The organism is Veillonella rodentium (genome assembly GCF_900187285.1).
Classification (GTDB): Bacteria; Bacillota; Negativicutes; order Veillonellales; family Veillonellaceae; genus Veillonella; species Veillonella rodentium.
Genome location: NZ_LT906470.1, coordinates 214,767 through 229,068 on the forward strand (window position 1 = coordinate 214,767; position 14,302 = coordinate 229,068).

The following is a 14,302-nucleotide window of genomic DNA, read 5'->3' on the forward strand; positions in this document are numbered from 1 at the left end:
GAAAGTTTAATGATTAACTCATGAGCATGTTAATTGTCATGAAATTGTGGTCGACTTTCACCATAAGTCGTAATTATAAGATGAATCTCGCTTGATATTGGGGGAGAGATGGAACAGAAACAATGGGTCGGCATGGGGCTCACCATATTAGGAGCATTGCTGTGGGGGTTGTCGGGAACGGCCGTACAATTTATTGAAGACGTGAAACATGTCAACGTGGAATGGTTGCTGGAGGTGCGGCTGATCGGGGCCGGCCTCATCACGGTTATATTGGCGTTTATGAAAGAGGGAACAGCCGTATTTAACGTTTTTAAAAGTCCGAGAGATATCATGAAGCTGCTCATCTTCGGCATCTTCGGGATGGCGATGTGCCAGTATACATATTTTAGATCTATCGCTCTTGCCGGCGTAGGGATTTCAACGGTGCTTCAATATGTGGCGCCGACGATGATTATCGTATATTTATTTTTGCGCTATCACAATAAGCCGAGCTCCGGAGAGGTCGTATCGGTGTTCTTCGCCATATTGGGGACGATGTTGATCATGTTCCAAGGCGGTCTGGATATACAGAATGTAAATGGAGGGGTCCTCTTCTGGGGGCTGTTATCCGCATTAGGAATCACCGTCTACAGCTTGCAGCCGGTTGAGTTGTTGCGCACGTATGGCACGGGTCCGATTGTGGGATTCGCCATGCTCATATCCGGCATCTTATCCATTTCCATATTCGGCGCCTACGAATCGAAAGCCGTTTGGGACCATATGACGTGGTTAGGTTTATTTACCATCATCATTCTCGGTACGGTGGTGTCGTTTAACGCCTACATGGAAGGCGTCCGTCGCATCGGAGCCGTTCAGGGATCGATCCTGTCATCGCTGGAACCGATTTCGGCGGCTATGTTCGGCTGGGCGTTGTTAGGGAATGAATTTACCCTTACCGGAATTCTCGGTATGGTGTTTATCATCAGCACTGTATTTATTATCGGCTGGGAACGGCACCGCCGAATCAAGCGTGAGGTACTGGCGAAGCTCAATAAGACGGAGCTTGCATAATCGCTTAAACTTGTTTTTTTATAAATAGGTACCAAGCAGACAATTATATATATTGTATATATGACCGTACTCGGTTGACTATCCGCATATCTGTTCATATAGTAAAGATATGCGGATTCTTTGTTTATAGAGGAGATTTCTATGTCTGTTCAGAGTTTTGTAGAGGAACGGCGCGATGCTTTTATCGTGATGCGACGGGATTTCCATATGTATCCCGAGCCGGGGTGGCTTGAGTATCGTTCCGCGGCAAAGGTGGCGGAGCGTCTTATTGAATTGGGGTATGATGTGGCCATTGGGGCGGATGTCCTTGATTTGGATGCACGTATGGGACTTCCTGGTGATGAGATTATGAAAGCCGCCATGAATCGTGCCGTTGAGGAAGGGGCCGATCCCGAACTGGTGGAAAAAATGGGTTACGGTAAAACGGCTATCGTAGCTACAATGAAATTCGACGATGACGGCCCTGCTGTGGCATTTCGGGCGGATATGGACTCAAATGATGTTATCGAATCCAATGAGGCCGGTCATATCCCCGCAGATAAGAATTTTCGCTCCCGTCATGACAAGGCGATGCACGCATGCGGTCATGATACGCATATGACGATGGGTCTTGGTCTGGCGGAATATGTTGCTACTCATAAGGAGACATTCAAAGGTACGATTAAACTCATATTCCAACCGGCGGAGGAAGGTGTGCGCGGTGCAAAAGCCATGGCGGAAGCCGGTGTGGTGGATGATGTTGATTTGATGTTCGGCATGCATATCGGATTTAACGAAAACCTGTCCAACTGCTTTGCTTGCAGTGATCACGGCTTTCTGGCCACTACCAAGCTTGATGCGGTATTTCATGGCTATTCCGCGCATGCCGGCGGATCCCCTGAAAAGGCGCAAAATGCGATGCTTGCAGGCTGTACGGCAGTTCTTAACTTACAGGCCATCGCTCGCCATAGCCAGGGGGCTTCCCGCATGAATGTGGGCGTCTTTGAAAGCGGTACCGGCCGCAATGTAACACCGGACGTGGCGGTTCTTAAACTTGAAACGCGCGGTGCCACAACGGAAATTAACGATTACATGATCAATCGCGCAAAAACTATTATTAAAGCCGCTGCGGAAATGCACGACTGTACCTATGAAATTACAAAACAGGGTGAGACACCGGCAGGCCGCATCAGTGATGAGTTAGCCTTAGAAGTACAAAAGATCATTGAGCCTTTAGGTATCTTCAAAGAGGTTCCTTTTGACTATAGTGGCGGCGGCAGTGAAGACTGCGCATATTTTCTCAATCGCGTCATCGATAACGGCGGTAAGGCGACGTATATGGTGTTGGGCTCTGCCATTAAGGCGCCGCATCATAATCCTCTTTTTGATATCGATGAAGAAGACATGCTGAACGGAATTGTCGCATTGGGTGCTATAGCGGAATACTATTTGAAACGCTAAATCTGACCGAATCAGCATACTCTTTGTATAGATTAAAACGGCTAAGAATGGTTTATGAAATGCAGTATATCGGTAAAGGAGCGTCTATGATACAACGAGAACGATTAGCTGAGGACTTTAATAATATGGCGACCTTTACAGCGCCGGGTGAAGGTATCAATCGCCTTGCTTTCACAGATGCGGATTGGGACGGGCGTCAATATATCATGGACCGCATGACTGAGGCGGGGTTGACGGTTGAGACCGACGGATTTGGCAATATCATCGGCTATAAGGCCGGCAAGAATCCCGACCTGCCCGTTGTGATGGTCGGATCCCATACGGACAGCGTGCCTGACGGCGGGAATTACGACGGTGTTGTCGGTGTATTGTCCGCAATCGAAGCGGTTCGGAGTATGACGGATGACAGCTTTGAGCACGATCATACCATTGCTGTGGTGTCATTCATGTGTGAGGAATCCAGCCGGTTCGGAGCGGCCACGTTAGGCAGCAAGGCGATGCGAGGCGAATTGACCGCAAAGGATTTACACCGTTTAGTTGATAAAGAGGGTATCTCACTGTATGAGGCGTTACAGACTCGCAACCTCGATCCGGATGCTATTGAACAGATGGAATATAAGAAACCTGTGAAAGCTTTCATAGAAATGCATATTGAGCAGGGCAAAGTTTTAGAGCACGAAAAGAAAAAAGTCGGCATCGTTACAGGTATTGCAGCGCCGGAACGTTTCTATGTGACCGTTCGGGGACATGCGGACCACAGCGGCGCCACGCCGATGAATTTACGTCACGATGCGCTGTGCGGTGCGGCGAAAATCATCCTCGGCATTGAGGAAATCACTTCGATGCAGGAGGAACCGCCTGTTGTGGGGACCGTCGGTGTTGTAGATGTTAGCCCCGGTGCGATGAATGTAATTCCGGGCGCTGTGAAACTGGGCGTCGATATTCGCAGTATGTCTAAGGTGGCTCGCGATTCCGTGGTGATCCTTGTGAAAGAATACATTGATGTAATCGCCGGAAAACGCGGACTGACCTATACCATTGAGCCGATTGCTCAGGACGGGCCGGTGGCGATGCATCCGGCTATGATTGCACAGATTCAGGAGGCTGCGCAGTCTTTAGGCGTAGAGTATATGTGTATGCCGAGCGGAGCCGGTCATGATGCCATGCATTGGGCGGAAGATGTCCCTACAGGGATGATATTCATTCCGTGTCGCGACGGTATCAGCCATAATCCGGCGGAATTCGCCGAAATGGACGATATCGTGACAGGGGCGAAGGTTCTGGATTCGGTTTTGCGCAGCCTCAGCTCGGTTGAAACAAGGCTCGTTTAATTATAGGGAATTATCAGGATTTTAATTCGGTTTATTGTCAGTATTCATATGTGGACAGGAGAGAACTATGGTTATTACAGGTTTTATTATCGTGGTGGCGACGTTTATCGCCATCATCATCGCTGGACTGGCAGGCATCAATCCGATGGAATTGGCAAAGCGTAATGCCGTTCCATGCGTAGCGGCAACTGTGGTTATTATGTTGCTGTTATTGTAGTGTCATATTTTGATACAGCGTGATATAAAATATATATGGTTATGCTGTATTCTATTTTAATTTTAATCCGATCCAGAGGGCTGAAAGTATAAATAATCCGCCGCTGACCCAGAATAATGTGGTAAATCCCAATACCGCCATGAGCCCGGAGCCGCCGACGGCGCCTAAAAAATATCCCAGAAACAGGCTCGACTGGTTATAGGAAAATATTTGTCCCGTAAACTCGCGAGGCGTTTTTGAGGATAAATATGTATTTAGGGCCGGCAACATTCCGCCCAAACCGAAGCCTTGTAAGAAGCGGATGACAGCGAGCTGGTAAATATTGTCTACATAGGCTTGAGGAATATTGAGCAGGCCTACATAGATGAGAGAAATGACGAGTACCTTGCGCGGTCCGATTCGGTCGACCAGCTTGCCAAGAGGCGAACTGCTGATTAATTGTGCAATCCCCATGGCCGAAAATACCGCGCCTGCGATGAATGCAAGATTTGCCGTATCGCTTGGGACGATACTTTTAATATAAACGGAAATGATAGGCTGTAAGGACATGATGCAGATCGCGTAGATAAAAGATGCCACGCATAATGCAATGATGCTGTTGAACTCGGGGATTTCTTCTTTCAGTTTTGAAAGTGTCAATTTCTTGGCATTGGATTGTGGCGTATAATCCTCGTGAATAAATAGGGTCGCCATAATAAAGGCGATGAACATGAGCACGCTGACGACGATGAAGTCGTTACGAATGCCGATTACATCGGCCATATAGCCGCCGATAAGAGGTCCGATTAATGAACCGGCTAAATTGGCGGAGGCCAACATGCCAAGGGCCCAACCGGTCCGGTCGATTGGAGTCTCAGAGGCGATTAATGTTATCGTTGCCGTATAAAATCCGCTGACCAGTCCTTGAATCAAACGTACGATAACGACACCCTCCGGAGTTGTTTGAAAGGCGATTAGGATGTTACACAGGGCCATGCCGAAACTGGACCTGATCAATGTAATCTTGCGCCCTTTCCTGTCGGCGATACGCCCCCAGAACGGAGCGGCCAAACACACGATGAGATAGGTGGCGCCCGTCGCCAAACCGGACCATAGGGACATGCCTTCCGGTGTGGTAATGCCTAAATCGTGAAAGTAGAGCGGCAGAATCGGCGCTAACTGACTGACACCGAAGGAGGTGCAGAATACACATAGTAAACTGATATAGACAGTTCGTTTCCACGTTTCCATGCGGGACCTCCTTTAGTATTGAATGGTAAATATGTGTGGATGTATTGAGATATCTTCATGATACATTTATTGTCAGTATACTACTATCTTTTAAGAGAAAACAATATCAATCAATGAGATTTATATAAATGCAACTTCATGTATATCTCATTATAGAAAGAGAGTGTTTATGAAATATAGACAACTATTGCTGGGAATTACAGCTGTAATGAGTTTTCCATTATCCATACAAGCACAAACTATGGACCAAATGGAACCGTTGGAACGGGCAAAAGAAGAACAGATAGCGAGAGAGGCGCGGCTAGGAGAAGAACGTATACATGTACAAGAAGATGCTATGCATACTATAGCATCGTCAAGTACATCATTAGATGGTCATACTATACCGGCAGAGCAGCCAGTACAGGAAGGACCATCTTTTTTTGTGTCTCATATTCGCATTGTGGAGGAGCCGATACATGAGGAAACCGTTATATCCCGTGATTCTATTACGGCCTCCACAATGGAGACCACAACTTTCCTGGATAATAGTGTGCCGGCAAGTACGCGCATGATTAAAGGCCCTTTGTTTTATGACGCGCAGCATACATCGTTAGTACTGGATGCACCTAAGGAGTTTTCATTTTTAAGTAAAACGGCACGTCCATTTGTCAATCGGAAAATGACCATTGAGGATATTAATACATTAGCAGAACGGTTAAATATGGCGTTAGTTTCTCATGGGTATATCACGTCACGAATTGGCATTCCTGCACAGTCGTTAGCATCAGGGCAGTTACAGTTTAATTTACAGGTAGGTCGTATCGAATCTGTCGTATATAAAGAAAAGAGTTCCCATTATGGGAAAATGCGTTTCCATTACGTCCAGGAGATATATTGAATATTCGGGATATTGAACAAGGGCTGGAACAGATGAAACGAATCGGCTCCCAAGATGTGTCGATTGAGCTGGAGCCGGGAACCAGACCGCTATCTTCCCGTATTGTTTTACAAACAACAAAACGCCCACCGATTCATGGTGTTATTTCTGTGGATGACTCGGGAATGAAGGATACGGGTAAACTGCAATGGAATGCGTCTATTGGTATTGATCGTCTTTTCAATGCGAACGATGTATTGCGTATCAGTGCTAATCATGATGGTGCCAAAACGCCGTCGGTACTGGAAGGATGAAGTGTTTATGACCCCGTCTGTTACCGAACAGAATGTCAAACCTGTGGGTGTCGTAAAAGATCATGCAGAGGATGTGCTGTCGACTTCAACGATGGCTAAGGTGAACGATAGTTTAGATCCGTATGGTCTGGGTAAAGGAAACGGTAAGCGTAGCGGCACGATTGACGGGCTTTCATTACCTACGGAATCACTCTACAGAATTCATCCGGAGATTACTGCCAATGCATTGGTGGAGACAGATCCGGCTTTCACGGACCGCAAACAATTTTTATCCTCTCAATATATGATTGATGCCCTTAATCAGGATCCTGACCGTCGTCTTAAGCGATTAGGTGACGGGTTTTACGAACAACAATTGGTGAATCAGCAGATTCTCGCTGCTACCGGTCGCCAATATTTGACCGGTTATACAGATAATGAAGCGGAGTATAAAGCGCTTCTTGAGGCGGGCATTGCCTATGGTAAACAGTTTAATTTAACGCCGGGGATTACCTTGTCTGATGCACAAATGCAGGCCATAACGACGGACATGGTATGGCTTGAAACGAAAACGATGGTTGTCAATGGCAAAGAACAGCAAGTTCTTTATCCAAAAGTATACTTAGCGAAACAATCCGCAAAGAGTCTGGATGCTATGGGCGGTCTCATCAGCGGTCGCGCGATTGTAAGCGAGACCGATGCTGATATACGAAACCAAGGTGTGATGACCGCTGATACCATTGTATTGAATGGACAGAATATCCATAATACCGGTATGATTGACGGACGTACTGTGGCGGTTGCAGCGAAACAGGATGTGAATACTACGGGGGCTATTCATGGCGATACACACGTTGTGGTGCGTGCAGGCCGGGATGTGAATGTGGGCGCTCGTGTCAAGGCGTTGTCGAATCAGGATGTTGTTCGTCGTCAAGGTACAGTAGGTGTATCTGAACCGGGTGGACAATTATCTATTGCCGCTAATCGTGATATACATCTCAAAGGGGCCTTGGTTCAGGGCGGTGCTAATACAACGATGGACATTACGGCAGGCCATGATGTGAATCTCGGTACGGAACAGCTGGCTGCGAAAAAAGATATGACCGTCAACGGCGATAATTATAACCGTACGGAACGTCGTACTGAATTAGGTACGACCGTTCTAGGTGATGGTGATGTGGCTATTCGTGCCGGTCATGATGTATCTGTTCGCAACGGTGTCGTAAATAGTGAACAGGGTACAACGACGATGGCGGCCGGACATGATGTGAATGTGACACCCGGTGAAAGCTATAGCCGTGATGAATATGGTATTAAGTATAAGGAAAAGAGCTTATTATCTAAAACAGTGCGTACGCTACGTACTGATCATGAACATACGGGTGTTTTATCTTCAACCATCGGTGGCAATGCTATTGATATGAAAGCCAACCATGATGTGTCCTTAACGGGGGCTAATGTATTGGGTACGAAGGATGTAAACATTACTGCGGGACATGATGTGCGTACAGATTCCGGTGAAGAAAGACAGCGCGATGATATCTATGAACACAGCAAGAAAACAGGTTTGATGAGTGCCGGTATAGGCTTTACTATAGGCAGTAAAAAAGTAACGGATACACTGGATGGAAAGTATACGAATCAGGTAGAAACATTAATTGGGGCAGCTAAAGGAAAAGTTGCCATTCATGCGAATGAGGCCGCTCATTTGACAAGCGCTTCTATATTAGCAGGTACAAATGCAACGGTACAGGCGCCGGATATGGTCCTTGACGGCAAACATAATACGGCTGATATAAAGCAGACACATGAAGTTAAAACTTCCGGTTTAACTGTAAGTTTAGGAGGCTCTATTGCATCAGCTCTTAATGGTGCCTATGCGTTGCAACAAAAAGGAAAAGATCGACATGATAAACGATTGGCAGCGCTTGAATATGTAGAGGCTGGTAAAGAATTACGTAAAGGACTTACTAATATTAACGAATATAGGGCATATACGCCGGCTAATGTTGTTAATCATGCAGATAGTTTAATGGATTCCGGACTGCAAAAAATGGATTTTAGTGCGAGACTCGATCGGTTGGCATCATCCGGACAGTTAACTGAAAAACAACTGAAGACCGTAACAGGAATGCGTGACCGGTTCGCTGTAGAAGGTGCCCAGGAGTATCAGACAGGTTTTAATGAAATGGCTGATATACAGGGGGATCAGTCTCAATATAAAGCACAAAAGCGTGCTAAGAAGGATGGGTTAGCTAATATTCATGTCGGCATTGGATCCAGTTACAGCAAGAGCGTTACTGAATTACATGATCGCGACTATGCAGGTGGTAAGATTATATCCAATAATACTACTTCCTTATTAGCGAAATCTAATGCACTGAATACAGGAACGATCACGGCTATAGGTGAAACGATACAAGGTAAAACGGTTGATGTAGTAGCTGATAATACGATTAATTTGCAAGCCGCAACTAATACAAGTCGTAAAACAGAAAATAATGATACGAAAAGCTGGTCCGTAGGGGCTAATATAAGTGTGAATGGTGGAGGTATGTTAGGCTTTGATGCTAATTATAATAAAGGTATGCAACGAGAAAATACCGAGAAAGTATCATACGCACCTTCTCGAATAACAGCTAATACGGTCAATATGATTTCCGGTAAAGATACGAATGTAATAGGCTCTACAGTCAAAGGTGATAGAGTTGTTGCCAACGTAGGTGGTAATTTATATATTCAAAGTTTACAGGATAAAGAGACCTATGTGGGGAAACAGAAAAATACAGGATTTAGTGTTTCTACAAATGGAACTCAATTAGGTAATATTTTCGGTGAGCATTCTAAAGGAGATATGCGTAGCAACTATGCCGGTGTAACGGAGCAAGCCGGTATCTTTGCCGGTAAGGATGGTTATACAATTACTACAAAAGGTACTACCACATTAGAAGGGGCTGTTATAGATAGTAAAGCTGCTACAGAAAAGAATGTAGTATCTACCGGTCGCTTAGCGATGAAAGATATTGAAAATACGGCTGAGTACTCTTCGAAGAATACAGGTGTGAGTTATAACCATATAGGAAACTTTAAGTCGCTAAGTCAAGCGGGACAAGATGCGGTATATAATTCGTTAGGACTTTTACCGAAATTATTACCTGAATCGAAGGATTCCGCACATAGCACTACCAAATCTGCTATTGCTGATGGTACAATAACTGTACATGATGAATCTGTAGATATACGTTCGATTTCTAGAGATACCGCTAATAGTCTTAATAAACTGGATACGATCTTTGATAAAAAGAAAGTAGAGGAACGACAGGAATTAGCTCGGCTCTTTGCTAAAGATGCATTTGAACAATTGCATTATTGGGAACCGAAAACTAAAGAAGAGAAAGTGGCTAAAGCGATTGCTCATGGTGTAGTGGCGGAAGTATCCGCTCGAGTTGCCGGTAATAAGCCGGGCAGCGGTTTCTATGCCGGAGTTACCAATGAGGCGTTAATTGGTGACATTCAAAAGGTTGCCAAGACAAATCCTGCTGTGGCGCAATGGCTCAGTGCCGGCGTAGGGGCAGTAGTAAATGCGGGATTAGGAAAACTTGTTATTACCGGAGCGGCTGAAGCGCAGTATGGAACGAAGTGGAATTTAGAATTAACAGAACATGCAAAAGATGTTAGATTAAATGAATATAATGGTTTTAAAAAGTTATTTGATAGACAATATTTAGATCAGATTGCTCAAGGGAATTCTTATAGTGAAGAAGATATACAAAAAGCTTATAATGATTTGGTATATGCATATAATAATGCTGAGAAATTTGGGATCACGCCAGTAGCCAGAGACCTACTTGGGTTTTTCTTAGATGAAGATCCTAATGCACATGGTATTGTTGCTGTAGATTATACTGAGCACGGTTATCCAATTTATACATTTGGTTCCGACTCGGTAATAAATCAGATTTTTAGATCACAACAATATAGTTCTATGAATTTAGATATAATATCAGATGCGGTATATGAGTCTCGAAACACCACAGAGAATATGCCAACATATACTAATTCTCATAGTTTTTATGGATATGGAGCTGATGCAGCCTTAGCATTAGGCAGTGCTTCAACAATAACAACATTTAAAAATGGTAATGCATATAATGGAGCAGTTATTACTATAATTGATAATTGGGATCATGGTAAAATTTTAGCTGAATGGATTAAATACCCAAGAATTTATGAAGCGGCCTATATTTTACAACAATCAGGTTATAGACGAACGTTTGCATACAAAACTACATATGATTTTTCTGTAAGTTAGTTTTTTTATTGGAGTAAATATAATGTATAAATATATTGCTATACTTTTTCTGTTAGGTATAATAGTCTCACAGTCTTTATTAATCTTCATTAACTATGATTATAATAAATACTATGCTTTTGGAAGATATAAATTGCATGCTAACTATTCATTTGAAGATACATGGCGTGATAATGGATTTGAGCGACTTATTTATAGCTATAGAAAGGTAGATAATAAATTGTACACTTATGGAGAATCTGGGATAACTATTATTACGATGAATGTCATAAATCCTAAAATTATAAAGATTCCAAATGATGAATATTATGAGTCTGTGCGCAAATATGGAAGAACTAATAAATATGCTAACTCATTAGGCGAATTATCTAACATTTATGGGGAGGATTTTATTATTTTAGATCGTTTAGAAGAATTAGAGAGTGATGACTACTCCATCGTCAAAGAGCTTATTGAGCAAGGCGAAGATAAGGCGAAGAAATCATAAGTGTTTTGATGAAGTATTGCCAATATATAGAATTGTACGTTAAAAATTTTGTTATATCAGAACAACAAGCAGAAATTAAAATTTCTTGACTTTCATCCCTAGTATGGTGCCTCTAATTTTATTAAAAGTTAATAAGCTAATATAAGATTTAAGATAGAAAGCCCCAATACGTTTTGTATCGGGGCTTTTCCGTTATTGTCTTTAGATTGGTTCGCGACGTAGTCGTGAATCATAAAACCACCCGCTATGCGGGTGTGGCAACGAAAGTTATACAAAAAATCACCTTGCTTTATGTATAATGAAGGTGTTCAAGCGGCATTATATGCAAAAGAAAGGTGATTTTATATGGCAACAAAGACACAAAGTCTTGCGCACACAGAATGGTTCTGTAAATACCACATAGTATTTACACATAAGTGTAGACGGAAAGTTATATATAATCAATATAGAAATAGTTTACGTGAAATACTAAGACATTTATGTGACTATAAGGGCGTCAAGATCATAGAGGGGAAGGTTACGAGTCAATGGGGAAAAATACTTTCACAGAAAGCATTATAAACTGGAAACAGTAATGACATTTAAAATATGACTTCCGGTAAAGATACGAATGTAATAGGCTCTACAGTCAAAGGTGATAGAGTTGTTGCTAATGTAGGCGGTAATTTATATATTCAAAGTTTACAGGATAAAGAGACCTATGTGGGGAAACAGAAAAATACAGGATTTAGTGTTTCTACAAATGGGACTCAATTAGGTAGTATCTCCGGCGAGCACTCTAAAGGAGATATGCGCAGTAACTATGCCAGTGTAACGGAGCAAGCCGGTATTTTTGCCGGTAAGGATGGTTATACAATTACTACAAAAGGCACTACTACATTAGAAGGGGCTGTTATAGATAGTAAAGCTGCTGCAGGAAAGAATACAGTATCTACCGGTCGCTTAGCGATGAAAGATATTGAAAATATGGCTGAGTACTCTTCGAAGAATACAGGTGTGAGTTATAACCATATAGGAAACTTTAAGTCGCTAAGTCAAGCGGGACAAGATGCGGTATATAATTCGCTAGGACTTTTACCAAAATTACTACCTGAATCTAAGGATTCCGCACATAGCACTACCAAATCTGCTATTGCTGATGGTACAATAACTGTACATGATGAATCTGTAGATATACGTTCGATTTCTAGAGATACCGCTAATAGTCTTAATAAATTGGACAAGATCTTTGATAAGAAAAAAGTAGAGGAACGACAGGAATTAGCTCGGCTCTTTGCTAAAGATGCATTTGAACAATTGCATTATTGGGAACCGAAAACTAAAGAAGAGAAAGTGGCTAAAGCGATTGCTCATGGTGTAGTGGCGGAAGTATCCGCTCGAGTTGCCGGTAATAAGCCGGGCAGCGGTTTCTATGCTGGAGTTACCAATGAGGCGTTAATTGGTGACATTCAAAAGGTTGCCAAGACTAATCCTGCTGTGGCGCAATGGCTCAGTGCCGGCGTAGGGGCAGTAGTAAATGCGGGATTAGGAAAACCTGTTATTACCGGGGCTGCTGAGGCACAGTATGGAACGAAGTGGAATGCAACTGGAACGATTAAGGAGAGTGATGATTTAAAAGGTGGCGAATTTATTAATATAATAGTACCACCAGAGTTAAATGGAACAGAAGAAAATCAGGCCTTTTTAAGAAGTCGATGGGGAGATATGTACTTGCCTTATGGGGTGTTACCAGGAGAATATGCTGTAATTCAATTTTCTAAACCTGGATCACAATCCCGAGGGCAAGAAGTAATCATAAATTCGGACAGAAGCTATTCAAATGTGGAGGAATCTCTCGGTTTGGTTAAATCTGTTTGGGACAAAAATAGTGGGTATTTATCGAATCAAGAAGATAAAAGTTCGACTAACTTGGATTGGTTAAATATTAAGCCTACACGGAATTTAAAAGCAACATGGTTTGAGAAAAGTTCAGGTCGTTATTATAATGAGTATGATAATGGAGATATTGAACCTACCGATAGATATAGAGGTATTGAGTTCTTGCAACAAGGATATCCTCTTGAACGAGTGACTTATAATAATGGAGGTTCGTTTTATTATATTTCAAACGGGTATTATGTGCCTGATGTAAATGAAACTAAAGCTGCTATTGATAAAGCAGAAACTGAAATTGTTTTGGCTAATATGAATGACCTTGCTGGGGGAGGCCGAGGTGGATCTGCATCTATTAATATTGGTAAGTTTACTAGTAATTTAAATAATGTAGCAAAATATCAATTAAGAAGTATAGTAAATATTCCATCTAAATCATTTAACAGTTTACCAACACATGTAAGTAGATCTTATTCCAATTATAAGAATATTAATTGGCAAGGTAATTATAGTGGGCAAACTCCTGGAACTGCAGCGGGGAGACGATATGCAAATAGGGATAATCAATTACCTAATAAAGATACTAATGGTAATGCGATAACATATAAAGAGTATGATGTAAATAATTATACTGGACCTATACGGGATAGTGAACGATTTGTTAGAGGCAGTGATGGAAGTGTTTATTATACGGATAATCATTATAAAAGTTTTATAAAAATTGAGTAGTGTAAATGTATGAAATTTGGAGAAAATAGAATGGTACATAATAAATTTATTATTTTAAGTGAAGTTGGTTGTAAAAGTGAAGTAGGGATATTAGAAAAGAGACATTTATTCAAAGCTATTATTGATGGATCTAAAATAAATAGCAAAGAAGATTTATTTCAGTCTTTAGCTCAAGCCTTTTTTTTTCCTAGTAAAGTTGTTTTATGGTCACAGTTTGAGGATTATTTACGTGATTTATCATGGTTAAATACTTATGATGGGTATATTCTAATTGTTAAACACTTTAATGATATGTTTTTAGATAATCCATCTTTAAAAGTTGATTTTATAGATAGTTTTTCGAACTATATTTTACCTTTTTGGGAAGAGGAGGTAATTAATGTTGTAGTAAATGGAATTTCAAAGCTTTTTTATGTATATGCTACTGAATGAAGTGTATTTCTTGTTTTGAATCTTAAACATATATTTTCATTTTTATTGGT

Annotated in this window: 11 protein-coding genes and 1 pseudogene; 11 read left to right on the top strand and 1 reads right to left on the bottom strand. The window is 42.1% G+C overall.

The features are described from left to right. Positions 1-108: 108 nt before the first annotated feature. The 4 genes from CKV62_RS00800 (at position 109) to CKV62_RS09415 (ending at position 4,038) form a co-directional block, all read left to right on the top strand. Complete coding sequence (locus CKV62_RS00800; protein WP_095064890.1) at positions 109-1,050, top strand: DMT family transporter; 942 nt, start codon at positions 109-111, stop codon at positions 1,048-1,050. Positions 1,051-1,191: 141 nt separating this feature from the next. Further along, complete coding sequence (locus CKV62_RS00805; protein ID WP_095064892.1) at positions 1,192-2,490, top strand: amidohydrolase; 1,299 nt, start codon at positions 1,192-1,194, stop codon at positions 2,488-2,490. Between the two features lie 86 nt (positions 2,491-2,576). After that, the gene (locus CKV62_RS00810; protein WP_095066681.1) at positions 2,577-3,821 is read left to right on the top strand and encodes a M20 family metallo-hydrolase; all 1,245 of its coding nucleotides are present in this window, start codon (positions 2,577-2,579) and stop codon (positions 3,819-3,821) included. Between the two features lie 67 nt (positions 3,822-3,888). Next, positions 3,889-4,038, top strand: coding sequence for a hypothetical protein (locus tag CKV62_RS09415; protein ID WP_157728905.1), 150 nt, complete (start codon positions 3,889-3,891; stop codon positions 4,036-4,038). A 51-nt stretch (positions 4,039-4,089) separates the two neighbouring features. On the opposite strand, the gene CKV62_RS00815 is transcribed toward CKV62_RS09415, so the two are convergent. Continuing rightward, positions 4,090-5,268, bottom strand: coding sequence for an MFS transporter (locus tag CKV62_RS00815; RefSeq protein WP_095064894.1), 1,179 nt, complete (start codon positions 5,266-5,268; stop codon positions 4,090-4,092). 169 nt (positions 5,269-5,437) lie between these two features. Here CKV62_RS00815 and CKV62_RS00820 point away from each other — a divergent pair, with 169 nt between their 5' ends. From CKV62_RS00820 to CKV62_RS00845, 7 genes and pseudogenes are all read left to right on the top strand, one after another. After that, complete coding sequence (locus tag CKV62_RS00820) at positions 5,438-6,148, top strand: POTRA domain-containing protein (protein ID WP_231968338.1); 711 nt, start codon at positions 5,438-5,440, stop codon at positions 6,146-6,148. Then, complete coding sequence (locus CKV62_RS09525; RefSeq protein ID WP_231968339.1) at positions 6,145-6,441, top strand: ShlB/FhaC/HecB family hemolysin secretion/activation protein; 297 nt, start codon at positions 6,145-6,147, stop codon at positions 6,439-6,441. Before CKV62_RS00820 ends, CKV62_RS09525 begins: the two co-directional genes overlap by 4 nt. Next, complete coding sequence (locus CKV62_RS00825; protein WP_231968340.1) at positions 6,404-10,732, top strand: hemagglutinin repeat-containing protein; 4,329 nt, start codon at positions 6,404-6,406, stop codon at positions 10,730-10,732. The genes CKV62_RS09525 and CKV62_RS00825 overlap by 38 nt, the downstream gene beginning before the upstream one ends. A 22-nt stretch (positions 10,733-10,754) precedes the next feature. Next, positions 10,755-11,219 (top strand): hypothetical protein, encoded by a 465-nt coding sequence (locus CKV62_RS00830; protein ID WP_095064898.1) that lies wholly within the window; start codon positions 10,755-10,757, stop codon positions 11,217-11,219. Positions 11,220-11,564: 345 nt separating this feature from the next. Next, positions 11,565-11,732: pseudogene (locus CKV62_RS00835) on the top strand (transposase); the annotation flags it as partial. Positions 11,733-11,807: 75 nt separating this feature from the next. Continuing rightward, positions 11,808-13,820 carry a hemagglutinin repeat-containing protein gene (locus CKV62_RS00840; RefSeq protein WP_095064900.1) on the top strand — a complete coding sequence of 671 codons (2,013 nt, stop codon included), beginning with the start codon at positions 11,808-11,810 and terminating at the stop codon, positions 13,818-13,820. Positions 13,821-13,829: 9 nt separating this feature from the next. Then, a complete protein-coding gene (locus CKV62_RS00845) occupies positions 13,830-14,252 on the top strand; it encodes a barstar family protein (protein ID WP_157728906.1) in 423 nt (140 codons plus the stop codon). Positions 14,253-14,302: the final 50 nt, after the last annotated feature.